The following is a 16,209-nucleotide window of genomic DNA, read 5'->3' as shown; positions in this document are numbered from 1 at the left end:
GGTGTCGTCGAATTATCTTCTTTTTTTGGTTAAGCCCTCGATCGATTAGTATCTCTCAGCTTCACGTGTCGCCACGCTTCCACACGAGACCTATCTACCTCTTCGTCTCAGAGGGATCTTACTCCCAATCACTTGGGATGGGAAATCTCATCTTGAGGGGGGCTTCATGCTTAGATGCTTTCAGCACTTATCCCGTCCACACGTAGCTACCCAGCGGTGCTCCTGGCGGAACAACTGGTACACCAGCGGTGTGTCCATCCCGGTCCTCTCGTACTAAGGACAGCTCCTCTCAAATTTCCTGCGCCCGCGACGGATAGGGACCGAACTGTCTCACGACGTTCTGAACCCAGCTCGCGTGCCGCTTTAATGGGCGAACAGCCCAACCCTTGGGACCTACTTCAGCCCCAGGATGCGACGAGCCGACATCGAGGTGCCAAACCTCCCCGTCGATGTGGACTCTTGGGAGAGATTAGCCTGTTATCCCCAGGGTAGCTTTTATCCGTTGAGCGACGGCCCTTCCATACGGTGCCGCCGGATCACTAAGCCCGACTTTCGTCCCTGCTCGACCTGTCTGTCTCGCAGTCAAGCTCCCTTATGCCTTTGCACTCTGCGAATGATTTCCAACCATTCTGAGGGAACCTTTGGGCGCCTCCGTTACTGTTTAGGAGGCGACCGCCCCAGTCAAACTGCCCACCTGACACTGTCCCTGACCCGGATCACGGGTCGAGGTTAGGATGTCAAAACAGCCAGGGTAGTATCCCACCGATGCCTCCACCGAAGCTGGCGCTCCGGTTTCCAAGGCTCCTACCTATCCTGTACAAGCTGTTCCGACACCCAATATCAAGCTGCAGTAAAGCTCCATGGGGTCTTTCCGTCCTGTCGCGGGTAACCTGCATCTTCACAGGTAATATAATTTCACCGGGTCTCTCGTTGAGACAGTGCCCAAATCGTTGCACCTTTCGTGCGGGTCGGAACTTACCCGACAAGGAATTTCGCTACCTTAGGACCGTTATAGTTACGGCCGCCGTTTACTGGGGCTTCAATTCGGAGCTTCTCCCGTAAGGGATAACCCCTCCTCTTAACCTTCCAGCACCGGGCAGGTGTCAGCCCCTATACTTCGCCTTGCGGCTTCGCAGAGACCTGTGTTTTTGATAAACAGTCGTTTGGGCCTATTCACTGCGGCTCCCCTGGGCTATGAACCCCAGGGAGCACTCCTTCTCCCGAAGTTACGGAGTCATTTTGCCGAGTTCCTTAACGAGAGTTCTCCCGCGCGTCTTAGAATTCTCTTCCCGCCTACCTGTGTCGGTTTACGGTACGGGCACCAGTTTCCTCGCTAGAGGCTTTTCTTGGCAGTGTAGGTGCAGGCACTTCGGTACTAAATTTCCCTCGCGGTCACAGCTCAGCCTTAACAGAACACGGATTTCCCTGTGTTCCAGCCTCCCTGCTTCGGCGCACACGTCCAGCGGTGCGCTTGCCCTGCCTTCCTGCGTCCCCCCATTGCTCAAACGGAAACGTGGTGGTACAGGAATATCGACCTGTTTTCCATCGCCTACGCCTTTCGGCCTCGGCTTAGGACCCGACTAACCCTGAGCGGACGAGCCTTCCTCAGGAACCCTTAGGCTTTCGACGGAGGGGATTCTCACCCCTCTTTTCGCTACTCATACCGGCATTCTCACTTCCAGGCGCTCCACCGGTCCTTCCGGTCCGGCTTCGATGCCCCTGGAACGCTCCCCTACCACAGAACACCCGAAGGTGTTTTGTCCATAGCTTCGGTGATACGTTTAGCCCCGGTACATTTTCGGCGCAGAGTCACTCGACCAGTGAGCTATTACGCACTCTTTCAATGATGGCTGCTTCTAAGCCAACATCCTGGTTGTCTAAGCAACTCCACATCCTTTTCCACTTAACGTATACTTGGGGACCTTAGCTGATGGTCTGGGCTGTTTCCCTCTTGACTACGGATCTTAGCACTCGCAGTCTGACTCCCGAGGATAAGTGATTGGCATTCGGAGTTTGACTGAATTCGGTAATCCTGTAGGGACCCCTAGTCCAATCAGTGCTCTACCTCCAACACTCTATCCCTCGAGGCTAGCCCTAAAGCTATTTCGGGGAGAACCAGCTATGTCCGAGTTCGATTGGCATTTCACCCCTACCCACACCTCATCCCCGCACTTTTCAACGTGCGTGGGTTCGGGCCTCCATCCAGTGTTACCTGGACTTCACCCTGGACATGGGTAGATCACCCGGTTTCGGGTCTACAACGACGTACTCAAAGCGCCCTGTTCAGACTCGCTTTCGCTGCGGCTCCGTCTTATCGACTTAACCTGGCACGTCATCGTAACTCGCCGGTTCATTCTACAAAAGGCACGCTGTCACCCATAAACGGGCTCCAACTACTTGTAGGCACACGGTTTCAAGATCTCTTTCACTCCCCTTTCGGGGTACTTTTCACCTTTCCCTCACGGTACTGGTGCACTATCGGTCACTAGGGAGTATTTAGCCTTGGGAGATGGTCCTCCCGGATTCCGACGGGGTTTCACGTGTCCCGCCGTACTCAGGATCCACTCCGGAGGAGGGGGCATGTCGAGTACAGGGCTGTTACCTTATCCTGCGGGCCGTTCCAGGCCGCTTCCTCTATACCCTCTCTTTGTAACTCCGTATGGAGTGTCCTACAACCCCAGAAGGCAAGCCTTCTGGTTTGGGCTGTTTCCGTTTCGCTCGCCGCTACTCAGGAAATCGCATTTGCTTTCTCTTCCTCCGGGTACTGAGATGTTTCAGTTCCCCGGGTCTGCCATCACACACCTTATGGATTCAGGTGTGGATCGTATCCCATTACGGATACGGGGTTCCCCCATTCGGAAATCTTCGGATCAACGCTTACTTACAGCTCCCCGAAGCATATCGGTGTTCGTCCCGTCCTTCATCGGCTCCTAGTGCCAAGGCATCCACCGTGCGCCCTTTCTAGCTTAACCAGCTGCCCCCCTGAGGGAGGCAGTGGACGTCATTCGATCGTCTTGGCGATATTCTAAGACACTCGGAAACTCGTTTCTTCGTCACGGGGCGGACCCCGGACCAATAGACCTTGTTTCCGGTGATTGATTGTTCATACATTACGTTATCCAGTTTTCAAAGGACAGAGGCTTGCGGACCGTCTTTTTCTTTCCTTTCTTCCTTCCGCCAAGCAGAAGAAAGCCGAAAAAAAAGAGCCGGCCGAGAGGTGTTAACCCTCTCAAAACTAAACAAAAGAACGAAAGGAAGGAATCGATAAGTGAGCTTACTCGAGCTCCTTAGAAAGGAGGTGATCCATCCGCACCTTCCGGTACGGATACCTTGTTACGACTTCACCCCAATCATCTGTCCCACCTTCGGCGGCTGGGTCCCAAAAAGGGTTGCCTCACCGACTTCGGGTGTTACAAACTCTCGTGGTGTGACGGGCGGTGTGTACAAGGCCCGGGAACGTATTCACCGCGGCATGCTGATCCGCGATTACTAGCAATTCCGGCTTCATGCAGGCGAGTTGCAGCCTGCAATCCGAACTGAGAATGGCTTTCTGGGATTCGCTCCACCTCGCGGCTTCGCTGCCCTTTGTACCATCCATTGTAGCACGTGTGTAGCCCAGGTCATAAGGGGCATGATGATTTGACGTCGTCCCCACCTTCCTCCGGTTTATCACCGGCAGTCACCTTAGAGTGCCCAACCAAATGCTGGCAACTAAGGTCAAGGGTTGCGCTCGTTGCGGGACTTAACCCAACATCTCACGACACGAGCTGACGACAACCATGCACCACCTGTCACTTTGTCCCCCGAAGGGGAAAACTCTGTCTCCAGAGTGTTCAAAGGATGTCAAGACCTGGTAAGGTTCTTCGCGTTGCGTCGAATTAAACCACATGCTCCACTGCTTGTGCGGGCCCCCGTCAATTCCTTTGAGTTTCAGCCTTGCGGCCGTACTCCCCAGGCGGAGTGCTTAATGTGTTAACTTCGGCACTAAGGGCATCGAAACCCCTAACACCTAGCACTCAACGTTTACGGCGTGGACTACCAGGGTATCTAATCCTGTTTGCTCCCCACGCTTTCGCACCTCAGCGTCAGTTGTAGGCCAGAAAGTCGCCTTCGCCACTGGTGTTCCTCCACATATCTACGCATTTCACCGCTACACGTGGAATTCCACTTTCCTCTCCTACACTCAAGTCCTGCAGTTTCCAATGACCCTCCACGGTTGAGCCGTGGGCTTTCACATCAGACTTACGAGACCGCCTGCGTGCGCTTTACGCCCAATAATTCCGGACAACGCTTGCCCCCTACGTATTACCGCGGCTGCTGGCACGTAGTTAGCCGGGGCTTTCTCGTGAGGTACCGTCAAGGTGCCGGCCTGTTCGACCGGCACTTGTTCTTCCCTCACAACAGAACTTTACGATCCGAAAACCTTCATCGTTCACGCGGCGTTGCACCGTCAGGCTTTCGCCCATTGCGGATGATTCCCTACTGCTGCCTCCCGTAGGAGTCTGGACCGTGTCTCAGTTCCAGTGTGGCCGATCACCCTCTCAGGTCGGCTACGCATCGTCGCCTTGGTGGGCCGTTACCCCACCAACAAGCTAATGCGCCGCGGGCCCATCTTCCAGCGGGAGGAGACCGAAGTCTCCGCCCCTTTGACAAGCCGCTCATGCGAGCCGCTTGATCATCCGGCATTAGCCCCGGTTTCCCGGGGTTATTCCGGCCTGGAAGGCAGGTTGCCCACGTGTTACTCACCCGTCCGCCGCTCATTCCACAGGTTTTGCCCCGAAGGGCGCTGCCTGCTTCCTGCGCTCGACTTGCATGTATTAGGCACGCCGCCAGCGTTCGTCCTGAGCCAGGATCAAACTCTCCGATAAATCGTCGAAGTTTGAACTTCTGACATCGCGAAGCGGGATGCTTCGCTTTCAAAACTGAATCTGGCTAAAGATTCTTTAATAATAAATTGACAGAGAATGATTCATTCTCTTTTTTCCTTCACAATCGTCTTTTGTTTAGTTTTCAAAGGGCAAATAAGATGAAAAAATGCGCCAACTGCTCAATGGCGACTTATTACATTATATCTATTCACATCCAGAAAGTCAACAACTTTTTGAAGTGAATATTCTGTTTCGACGTCGCTCTCTCAAAGCAACGTGATTAAATGTACCATAGAAAATTAAGCTTTAGCAACCTCATGAACATATTCAGAAAATTTGTTTTTCCTTCCCTCTACATGCAGTGAATTACCTCCTCTTTCTACTATATGTAGATCACATTATTATATCTAAAGTGTTCTAAAAATAAAGCTCTATTAGTATTCATTGTCATTATTACGAAAAAAATTTGCTTCCCTTTGCCTCAGAGCTGATTTCCAACTCAAAAAGACGACTAAGATGTTAACCTGAGTCAGTACTAAAAGATCCGCTGCTTTTCTTAAGGCTGCCTTGAAAATAAAATAGATAAGCGATAGATGTAAGCTTTCGTTTCGATGGGGGCGCAGGGCCGGCCTCATCTAATTCCATCCTCCCTTTGGTCAGGTGATCGATCTTCAGCTCGTCCTTGATCGCCCTGGAGTCGCCCCATGTGCCCTGCAGCTTACGGTAAAAAGACAGAGCAGCATCTGCCTTCTAATAAAGATGACTCCCGTTTGAACAACTTTGACCCCTCCTGTATAGATTGAGAAGTTCCATTCCTGTAGAAAACTCCGCTTCAACTCGGCAGGCTTGCCGTGGAGGAGATTTCCAGCTTCCTCGGACCTGTGTGTCCTGCGGGATCTTCCAATCTCCTTCTTCCACTGGCGTCCGCCGGCTTCCGCTTCGTTTTAATTTTCCAATACAGAAAGCCTGCTGTTTGAATTAAGAAGGTACCAAGGTAGAAAACAGTGCCAAGGTGTCTCGAAAAATAACAAAACTACTTTAAAACATGGCAGAGGCTTTATGATGAGAAATTGAGTAGTTTATTCATTCATCTGAAGTTCAAAATTCCTGACCTCAACTGGAAGACTTTGATAAAGTGCTCTTTCGTACCATGACTATCTGTGTTCATTGGAGAAATAAAAATTCAGTTCGTCTCGTATCACCTCGAACTTACCCTACACTTACTCTGGGTATAAATCTTTACAAAATTTTTTGCTCGCATTATATAAAAACCTTCTCTTTTGGAATAATAAATTATGTCTTCCCCTCCAAGCCAGTTAAAACAGTCTGGAGTGTTTAGCTCGATCCAACTTGAGAATTTCTCTATAGGTTCAAAGAGCTTCTTCAAAAAGGGAATTTATTACCATTTTCTGAAACTTCTGATATAATTAATCTATCTAATCACACTATGTTCATTTGGAAAATACCACAGAGCGCAGTACCACAGGGGTATTTCCTCTGCGGAAAGTCAGCTCAAGCGAATCTATCTGTAAAAACCCCAGCGACAATTATAGAAATAGAGTAAAAGAAATTAATCTACATTTATTTTGATTATAGGGGCATTGAAATGACTACATTGAAAAATAAATTAACTAAAGAACCCTCACCCATAATGTATAAAGTAAGACATGTGTTAACGATCGTCTTATTAGTTTCATTTATTTTAGCTTTAGTCGGGGTTATACCAATAGAATTGAGTGTTTTTATATTAATTTTCAGCATTTTGCTGATTGTTTTATTAACGATTATTCTCTTTATCCGAAACAAAAGATGATTTATTCCAGCTGTCTGTGAAAAGCGATTCTTAAAACTTTGAATGAAGAGGTATAATCCCTGCCTGTAATTAAAGCCTATAACACTGTTATGAATACAAAAGCATAAAATCGAATTTAACTTGTTGGAAATGAACAAATGCTCTGACTGTGCTCTTTAAAAAGTCAGGGCCCATTCCTTTTGCTTTTGAAATTAAATCACTCTATATAAATATAGCTGTAACTGCTGTTTTATTTATATGAATAAATTTTATAAATGCTAAAAAAAGAAGGCATCCGGACCGGAACCGGATGCCTTTCTTCTATATAATAACTGCTTATTCTTCAGAAGAGTCGTCTTCGGGCTCCACTGTTTCCTGCGTATCCTCTGTGTCTTCCACTTCTTCTGTGGAAGCTTCCGCACCTTCCGGAAGTTCTGATTCACTTTCTTCCACATCTTCCACATCATCATCTGTGATATTGACACGGGCTACCGTAGATACGTGTTCGCCATCCCCAACACGGATTAGACGCACACCCTGTGTATTTCGGCCCGTCTGGGAAATTTCAGCCACGTGCATACGAATCAGTACGCCGTTTGTCGTAATAACCATCAAATCATGATCTTCCGATACAACTTTAAGAGAAACAACTTCTCCGTTTTTCTCGGTGATATTGCATGTTTTAATACCTTTTCCGCCACGGGACTGCTCGCGGTATTCTGTCAGAGGTGTCCGCTTACCGAAACCTTCCTCTGTCACAATCAGCACATCCTGATCCGGATAAAGAATATCCATACCTACTACTTCATCATCTTTTCCGAGCTGAATACCTTTTACTCCGGCAGCTGTACGGCCCATCTGGCGCACGTCCTGTTCCTTAAAACGGATGGACATGCCTTTTTTCGTACCCGTAATAATTTCCTGATCTCCGTTTGTCAGCCGCACACCGTGGAGCTCATCGCCTTCGCGAAGCTGAATTGCAAACAGTCCGCCGCGGCGGATTTTACTGAAAGCCTTCAGCTCTGTGCGTTTGGAAATCCCGTATTTGGTCATGAAGAATACAGAGCGTCCGCCTTCAAAGTCAGAGACAGGTATGACAGTACTGATGTATTCGTCCTGATCAATCTGCAGAAGATTAATAATCGGGATTCCTTTGGAGGTCCGCTTCTGCTCCGGTACTTCATAGCCTTTGATGCGGTAAACTTTTCCTTTATTCGTAAAGAACAGAAGATGATCGTGCGAATTGGTAACAAATAAATGCCGCACAAAATCTTCATCATAGGTGCCCATTCCCTGAACACCGCGTCCGCCCCGCTTCTGGCTGCGATAGGTCGAGACAGGCAGACGTTTAATGTAGCCATGGTGGGAAAGAGTAATAACTACATTTTGTCTTGGAATAAGGTCTTCATCTTCGAACGTATCTTCTCCGAGAGTGATGATTGTCCGGCGGTCGTCTGTATAGCGGTCGCGGATATCTATCAATTCCTCCCGGATAAGTTCGAGTACTTTTTCTTCATTAGCAAGAATTTCCTTCAGCTCTGCGATCTTTGCAAGCAGTTCTTTATATTCCGCTTCAATTTTGTCACGCTCAAGACCTGTTAAACGCTGCAGCCGCATGTCGAGAATAGCCTGTGCCTGGTCGTGGGAAAGCTCGTACTTTTCCATCAGGCCGTTACGGGCAATTTCTGTCGTCTGCGAAGCACGGATAAGCTCAATTACTTCGTCGAGATGGTCCAGTGCAATCCGCAGCCCTTCCAGAATATGCGCGCGGGCTTCCGCTTTTCTAAGCTCAAAAGCTGTACGGCGGCGGATAACGACTTTCTGGTGCTCAAGGTAGTGGTAAAGCGTTTCTTTCAGCGAGAGAACTTTCGGGCGGCCATCGACAAGAGCGAGCATGTTAATCCCGAAGCTTGTCTGCAGAGCCGTTTGTTTGTAAAGGTTATTTAAGAGCACGTTTGCATTCGCGTCGCGGCGGAGCTCAATAACGATACGCATGCCGGTCCGGTCCGATTCATCACGGAGGTCGGTAATGCCGTCGATTTTTTTGTCGCGGACAAGTTCCGCTATTTTTTCAATCAGACGGGCCTTGTTCACCTGATAAGGAAGCTCTCTGACAATAATGCGCTGTTTGTTATTTTTTTCTTCAATATCTGCCTTCGCACGGATCAGGATGGAGCCTTTGCCTGTTTCATAGGCACGGCGGATACCGGAGACACCGATAATTTCCCCTGCTGTAGGGAAGTCAGGTCCGGGAATATATTCCATCAGATCCACCGAAGTAAGATCCGGATCTTTCGTGAGAGCAAGTACCCCTTCAATCACTTCCCCGAGATGGTGCGGGGGAATATTAGTAGCCATACCGACTGCGATACCGGAAGTACCGTTGACGAGCAGGTTGGGGAAACGTGCGGGAAGTACTTTCGGCTCCGATTCGGAACCATCATAGTTTTCCTGGTAGTCAATCGTATCTTTATTAATGTCCCGGATAAGTTCCATGGAAATCTTCGACATACGCGCCTCTGTATAACGCATCGCCGCCGCTGCATCCCCGTCTACAGAGCCAAAGTTACCGTGGCCGTCGACGAGCATATTGCGGTAACTGAAATCCTGAGCCATTCTCACCATTGTTTCATAAACCGCGGAGTCACCGTGCGGGTGGTACTTACCGATAACTTCCCCGACGATCCGGGCTGACTTCTTATAGGCTTTGTCTGCGGTAATGCCAAGTTCATGCATCGCATAAAGAATACGGCGGTGAACCGGTTTTAATCCATCCCGTACATCGGGAAGAGCCCGGCTGACGATGACACTCATCGCATAATCCATAAAGGATGTACGCATTTCCTGACTGATATTTATATCTTTTACTCTCGGATTATCTTGCTGATCAGACATGTGTTACCCTCCATTCACCGCATGCTTCTAGCACCGGTATTTAAGGAAAAGCAGGCTTTCCCGCGCTGCTTTTCGTTTTGCTGCTGCCTATGTATAAGCGAAAAAACATCGCAAAGGCTGTTCCCGCCGGGTTGAACCGGTTCCCGGGAACAACCTCTGCCCGTGTATCATCGCTTTAGACGTCCAGGTTTTTCACGTAATGGGCATTAGCGTGAATAAAGTCGCGACGTGGTTCTACACGATCACCCATCAGCGTATCAAAGACTTCATCAGCAAGCATCGCATCGTTTAAATTCACCTGCATGACCGTCCGCATATCCGGATTCATCGTCGTTTCCCAGAGCTGCGTCGGATTCATTTCCCCTAGACCCTTATAGCGCTGCAGGCCCGGTTTTGGAGTTGGAGAAAGCTCGCCGAGAATACGTTCCATCTCTTTTTCATTGTACGCATAGTTAATGGATTTCCCCTGCGTAATTTTGTACAGAGGCGGCTGCGCAATGTAAATGTAGCCTTCTTCGATCAACGGCCTCATATAGCGGTAAAGGAACGTAAGCAGAAGCGTACGAATATGGGCACCGTCGACGTCCGCATCCGTCATAATAATAATTTTATGGTAGCGTGCTTTGGAAATATCAAAGTCATCTCCGATCCCTGTACCAAGAGCAGTGATGATCGCACGAATTTCGTTGTTGGATAGAATTTTGTCCAGGCGCGCTTTTTCCACGTTAATAATTTTACCGCGCAGCGGCAGAATCGCCTGAAAATGGCGGTCGCGTCCCTGCTTGGCAGAACCGCCTGCCGAATCGCCCTCAACGACATAAATTTCGCTGATTGACGCATCACGTGACGAGCAGTCCGCCAGTTTACCCGGAAGCGAACTGACTTCAAGCGCCGATTTACGGCGTGTCAGTTCCCGTGCTTTTTTAGCCGCATCGCGGGCCCGGGAAGCCATGAGCCCTTTTTCAACAATCTGCCGGGCTATCGTCGGGTTTTCCGCCATAAACTTGGCCATATGCTCAGAGAAAAGCGAATCGGTAATAGTCCGCGCTTCACTGTTTCCAAGCTTTGTTTTCGTCTGACCTTCAAACTGCGGGTCCGGAATTTTAACAGAAACGATAGCTGTCAATCCTTCACGGACGTCGTCCCCGACCAGATTGGGATCATTGTCTTTGAAAAGGTTATTTTTGCGGGCATAATCATTAATGACGCGGGTCAATCCCGTCTTGAACCCGGATTCATGCGTACCGCCTTCGTGCGTATTAATGTTATTGGCAAACGAATAAAGGTTGCTCGAGAACCCGTCGTTATATTGAAGAGCAACCTCGACATGAATACCTTCTTTATCTCCTTCGAGGAAGATCGGCGGTTCATGGAGAGGAGATTTTGTACGGTTTAAATGTTCAACGAAGGAACGAATGCCGCCTTCATAGTAATATTCTGCATTCTTTCCATCTTCGCGCTCATCGTTAACGAAGATTCGCAGACCGCGGTTAAGAAAAGCAAGCTCGCGGAGTCTGGTTGCCAAAAGCTCATATTCGAATTCTATCGTTTCTGTGAAAATCTCTTCATCCGGCCAGAATGTGATCGCTGTCCCGGATTTTTCTGTTTCCCCTATCACTGTCAGTTCCGTCTGGGGAATACCGCGTGAGAAATCGATGAAGTAAATTTTACCTTCTTTAAAAACGCGGACTTCCAGTTTGTGGGAAAGGGCATTCACAACAGAAGCCCCGACACCGTGCAGACCGCCGGACACTTTATAGCCTCCGCCGCCGAATTTCCCGCCGGCGTGCAGAACTGTCATGATAACCTCAACGGCAGGACGTCCCATTTTTTCATGAATACCAACAGGAATCCCCCGTCCGTTATCTTCTACGGAAATGGAGTTATCTTTCCCCATCGTCACGTAAATCTCATCACAGTGGCCGCCCATCGCTTCATCGATACTGTTATCGACTACTTCCCATACGAGGTGATGGAGACCGCGGGAACTTGTGGAACCGATATACATACCAGGCCGTTTACGGACAGCCTCCAAACCTTCCAATACTTGAATTTGACTTTGATCATACGATTGATTGTCAAGACTCAATGTTCTTCACCTGCATTTCTTCCCGCTTTGCTTTAGAGCCAGCGGATAAATTATTCTTCTTCATTTACTGCTACTGCGAATGTCTGTGTTTCAGCACGCCGCTTCAGCGTGTGCGAAGAAATAGGAGATAAATATATACAGTCCTCTGTTACAACAATGGACTTCGCTGGATCGTCTGTAACATTTTTCGTCCGCTTCTGTTCGAAGTTTGCTTTCATAAAATCCTGGTTTTCAGCGGAAGACTTCTCGCTTTGATGATCCAGGATCGTAATGATTCTCTCAGCTTTCAACACAAAATCGCCGCCTAAATGGATGAACATTCCGGCCACCTCATTCCTTTCTCGAAATCGTTCCTTCTTCAACATAGAAAACCGCTGCCTCTTCAAGCAGCCGATGGTCAATTCCTTCTACACTGGTCGTGGTGACGAACGTCTGTACTTTTCCTTTAATGGAATTCAGAAGGTGAGTCTGGCGGTAATCATCCAGCTCAGACAGTACATCGTCCAGTAAAAGTATCGGGTATTCCCCGGTATTTTGATAAATCAGTTCGATTTCAGCTAGTTTCAATGATAGAGCAGTTGTCCGCTGCTGTCCCTGCGATCCGAACGTCTGCATGTTGCGCCCGTTGACATAGAAAGCCAGATCATCCCTGTGAGGGCCGATCTGTGTCGTTCCACGGCGCATTTCCTGTTCTTTCACTCGCTGGAATTCGCTGTCGAGCACGTGCCGGATGTTCTGAACCGTCATCATGGAATCCACCGGAACGCTCGGTTCGTAGCGGATGGAGAGTTCTTCCCGGCCGCGGCTGATATCATAGTGGATTGGACGCGCCCATTCTTCCAGTTTTGCCACGAAGGCAAACCTTCGTTTGAGCACTTCCGCCCCTGAAGCTGTCAGCTGTTCTGTCATCACATCGAGCATCGCATCATCAGCCCGGCGCTTCTTTTCGCGGAGCTCTTTGAGCCACTGATTGCGCTGCTTTAATACTTTATAATACTGGGATAAATGATAGAGGTATACAGAATTAATCTGTCCCATTTCAATATCCAGAAAGCGGCGTCTGATCTGGGGACTTCCTTTGACAATAGTCAGATCTTCCGGTGCAAACATTACGATAGTGCACGTGCCTATATAATCGCTGAGCCGTTTTTTTTCAATCGAATTCAGTTTTACTTTTTTACCCTGTTTAGAAAAAATGAGTTCCATTTCCATCGGCCCGTTTCGATTCGTAAAAGATCCGGTAATACGGGCAAACGGCTGGTCCCAGCGGATCAGCTCTTTATCGCGGGGGGTTCGGTGAGACCTGGCGAGGGCGAGAACGTAGATCGATTCCATGAGATTTGTCTTTCCCTGGGCATTTTCCCCGAGAATGACATTGACGCGGTTCTGGAATTGAAGCGTCAGGCCCTCATAGTTTCGATAATCCTTCAGTTTCAGCTCATTAATATGCACAGGCTGTCACCACTATTCTGCCACAATATGCAGTTCACCCACGTCTTCAATGACGACGTGATCTTCCGGATATAGTTTTCTTCCCCGTCTGTTGTCGGCCGTGCCATTGATAAAAACCGGGTATTCCTGCAGAAAAGGCTTGGCTGCTCCCCCGGAAGGAATAATGGCGGCTTCTTTTAAAGCCTGCCCGAGCGTAATATATTCTCCTCGCACCGTAATCCGATGTTCCATGCTCTATGTCAACTCACTTTCCCTGCTGATACGTACACAAAATGTCTCACTCTATATTGTACTAAAATATGAGCAAATACGCCAATAGGATTTACCGGGGATCGTCTGTTCTCTTTATTGGTATTGAAAAAGCCCGCCGGAAGGGTTTTTCTGCTTCGACGGACTTCCTCACTTTTTCAGATCTGAGCTTTAATACGTGCGTACCGGTGAAAATAAATGGAGCATATAATCCCGATCAGCCGGACGCATAATAAACGGACTCATCGCTCCCGTAAACTGAATCGTGACATCAGTTGCTTCAATTACGCGCAGCGCATCAATAATGTTTTTCCCGTTAAATGAAATCCTCAAGTCTTCCCCTTCGAAAGCATCACAGGCTACTTCTTCTGTTACTTTCCCTACTTCCGGAGTCACTGACGTAATTTCCAGTGTATGATCCCCGAGTGATTTCAGATTCACTACGTTATTTTTCCCATCACGGGAAAGCAATAGCGCACGCTCAATCGACGCAAGCAGTTTCTTGGCATCGACCTGTACGTTCGTTTTGGAATTTGTTGGAATCATGTTTTTAGTTGCCGGGTAATTCCCATCAAGAAGCCTGGAGAAAAAGAGAATATTTTTCGCTTTGAACAGTGCCTGGTTATTCGTCACTGTCACATCGATCGTTTCCTCGGAGTCATCAAGAATTTTGCTTAATTCTGTCAGGCTTTTACCAGGGATCACCACGTTGGAGAAATCGGTATCTTCTTTCGCTCCTTCAATTTTCGCTTCCCGCATGGCAAGCCGGTGACTGTCTGTTGCTGTACATGTCAGCGTCCCCTCTTCCATTCCCCAGTGAATTCCGGTAAGGATCGGGCGGGTTTCGGCTGTGGATACAGCAAATGCTGTTTGTTTAATCAACGCCTTCAATAAATCTGTCTTCAGCTGAAAAGAATTGCCTTCTTCCACTTCCGGCAGACGCGGAAATTCGTCCGGATCGAGTCCGTTCAAATTAAATTCCGAGCTTCCGGAACTGATCTTCGTCACGTTTTGATCATTGATAGAAACTTCAACTGTGGATTCAGGAAGTTTTTTAATGATATCAGCAAAGTATTTAGCCTGGAGAACAATAGCTCCCGGTTTATCTATATCAACAACCTGATTGTCCCCGTCTTCAGCTGGAATAAAAGCTTCAATCGAAATATCAGAATCACTTCCTGTAAGTGTTACTCCATCATCAAAAGCAACAATCTTTAAACCAGATAAAATCGGCATCGTTGCTCTTGAAGAAATGGCTTTTGATACGTGTTGAATATTTTGTACGAATACGTCCCTTTGGATCGTAAATTTCATAAGGACTGGCCCTCCTCTTTATACGCTTATTTTTTAATATATATTAATTATTATTTTTAATAAATACTCGCAGTAATAGTAATAGGCGCTGTGAATTTGTGGATAACCACAGAATCGCCTTTTCATGCAGAGTTATAAACATGTGGATAAAGTGTGTATAAGTGCGTAACGGTTTTCCACAATCCTCACAGGCTTTACGATGACCGAAGCTGGGAAGTAATATCTTTTACCTGCTGCTGAAGTTCAGAATCATCAATGAGAAGCCTGGAGATTTTTTCGTGAGCATGGATCACCGTTGTATGATCCCTTTTTCCAAAAGCAGCTCCAATTTTTGGGAGGGAATAATCTGTCATTTCACGGGAGAGATACATAGCAATCTGTCTCGGATAAGCGACGGTTTTTGTTCTTTTTTTCGCTTTCATATCCTCTACCCTGACACCAAATGCCATCGCTACAGAAGACTGAATATCTTCAATTGTCACTACCTTCGATTTTGCATTTGGAATAATATCCTTTAATGCGACAGCGGCAAGATCCGCATTCATATCCTGATTGATAAGAGAGGAATAAGCGACAACGCGGATAAGCGCCCCTTCCAGCTCCCGGATGTTGGTATCGATCTGGTTTGCTATATAAAGCATGACTTCATTGGGAATATCAAGGTTTTCCGCTTTTGCCTTCTTGCGCAGAATGGCAATTCTCGTCTCGAGATCCGGCGGTGTAATATCGGTAATTAATCCCCATTCAAAACGTGAACGCAGCCGGTCTTCCAGTGTGGGAATTTCTTTCGGCGGGCGGTCACTGGATATAACTATCTGCTTACGCTCTTCGTGGAGCGAGTTGAACGTGTGGAAAAACTCTTCCTGTGTCTGTTCTTTCCCGGCGAGAAACTGAATATCGTCAATAAGCAGCACATCCACATTCCGATACTTATTGCGGAAGTGGACGGCTTTATTATCACGAATCGAATTAATAAATTCATTTGTAAATTTCTCGGATGACAAATAGACGACTTTGGCATCGGGATTATGGTCAATGACATAATGACCGATTGCATGCATCAGGTGGGTTTTTCCGAGCCCGACTCCTCCGTAAATAAACAGCGGATTGTATGCTTTTGCCGGAGCTTCCGCTACGGCGAGTGAAGCTGCATGAGCAAACCGGTTACCGCTCCCTATAACGAACGTGTCAAACGTATACTTAGGATTTAACATATGTTTGGGAGGCGGACTCTCTGTTTCCGTCGGAGGTTCCGGCATTTTTTTATCGAAATTCATTTCCGGTTCTGCCCCTTCTTCTTTAGGAAGAATAAATTTCGCTTCGAGATCTGCTCCGGTCAATTCCTGCAGCGTATCCGTAATAATATTAATGTAACGGTTTTCCAGCCAGTCCCGCGCGAATTCATTCGGGGCGATAACGGTAATAGTATTTGATCCCTGGTCAATCGAATCTGCTTTTGTATCTTTAAACCATGTATCAAAGCTCGGTTTGCTGACTTTCTCTTCGATTTTCAGAAGCGCCTGCTTCCAAAGATCCTCTAAATTCTCCAC

Annotated in this window: 7 protein-coding genes and 2 rRNA genes; all 9 read right to left on the bottom strand. The window is 47.9% G+C overall.

Going from position 1 to position 16,209, the window contains the following annotated elements; genetic code table 11:
• Window positions 1–25 precede the first annotated feature (25 nt).
• Window positions 26–2,972, bottom strand: a 23S ribosomal RNA gene (locus FTX54_RS00045).
• A 319-nt stretch (window positions 2,973–3,291) separates the two neighbouring features.
• Window positions 3,292–4,868 (bottom strand): 16S ribosomal RNA (locus FTX54_RS00040).
• The 16S and 23S rRNA genes sit together here, the layout of an rRNA operon.
• A gap of 2,128 nt (window positions 4,869–6,996) precedes the next feature.
• On the bottom strand, window positions 6,997–9,555 hold the full coding sequence (gene gyrA / locus FTX54_RS00035) for a DNA gyrase subunit A (RefSeq protein ID WP_147802517.1): 2,559 nt from the start codon (window positions 9,553–9,555) through the stop codon (window positions 6,997–6,999).
• Between the two features lie 175 nt (window positions 9,556–9,730).
• Window positions 9,731–11,644: a DNA topoisomerase (ATP-hydrolyzing) subunit B gene (gyrB, locus tag FTX54_RS00030; RefSeq protein ID WP_147802518.1), complete on the bottom strand. Its 1,914-nt coding sequence runs from the start codon at window positions 11,642–11,644 to the stop codon at window positions 9,731–9,733.
• 50 nt (window positions 11,645–11,694) lie between these two features.
• Window positions 11,695–11,964: an extracellular matrix regulator RemB gene (remB, locus tag FTX54_RS00025; RefSeq protein WP_147802519.1), complete on the bottom strand. Its 270-nt coding sequence runs from the start codon at window positions 11,962–11,964 to the stop codon at window positions 11,695–11,697.
• Between the two features lie 10 nt (window positions 11,965–11,974).
• On the bottom strand, window positions 11,975–13,096 hold the full coding sequence (gene recF, locus FTX54_RS00020) for a DNA replication/repair protein RecF (RefSeq protein WP_147802520.1): 1,122 nt from the start codon (window positions 13,094–13,096) through the stop codon (window positions 11,975–11,977).
• 12 nt (window positions 13,097–13,108) lie between these two features.
• Window positions 13,109–13,327, bottom strand: coding sequence for a S4 domain-containing protein YaaA (gene yaaA / locus FTX54_RS00015; RefSeq protein WP_147802521.1), 219 nt, complete (start codon window positions 13,325–13,327; stop codon window positions 13,109–13,111).
• 189 nt (window positions 13,328–13,516) lie between these two features.
• Window positions 13,517–14,659: a DNA polymerase III subunit beta gene (gene dnaN, locus FTX54_RS00010; RefSeq protein ID WP_147802522.1), complete on the bottom strand. Its 1,143-nt coding sequence runs from the start codon at window positions 14,657–14,659 to the stop codon at window positions 13,517–13,519.
• A gap of 194 nt (window positions 14,660–14,853) precedes the next feature.
• Window positions 14,854–16,209, bottom strand: a complete 1,356-nt coding sequence (gene dnaA / locus FTX54_RS00005) for a chromosomal replication initiator protein DnaA (protein WP_147802523.1) — start codon at window positions 16,207–16,209, stop codon at window positions 14,854–14,856.

It is taken from the genome of Alkalicoccus halolimnae (assembly GCF_008014775.2).
Taxonomy (GTDB): domain Bacteria; phylum Bacillota; class Bacilli; order Bacillales; family Salisediminibacteriaceae; genus Alkalicoccus; species Alkalicoccus halolimnae.
This window is presented reverse-complemented; position numbering and strand designations above follow the sequence as displayed.

Coding starts and splice junctions, on each gene's coding strand:
- gyrA (WP_147802517.1), bottom strand. CDS start 9,555: ATGTCTGATCAGCAAGATAATCCGAGAGTAAAAGATATAAATATCAGT.
- remB (WP_147802519.1), bottom strand. CDS start 11,964: ATGTTCATCCATTTAGGCGGCGATTTTGTGTTGAAAGCTGAGAGAATC.
- yaaA (WP_147802521.1), bottom strand. CDS start 13,327: ATGGAACATCGGATTACGGTGCGAGGAGAATATATTACGCTCGGGCAG.
- dnaN (WP_147802522.1), bottom strand. CDS start 14,659: ATGAAATTTACGATCCAAAGGGACGTATTCGTACAAAATATTCAACAC.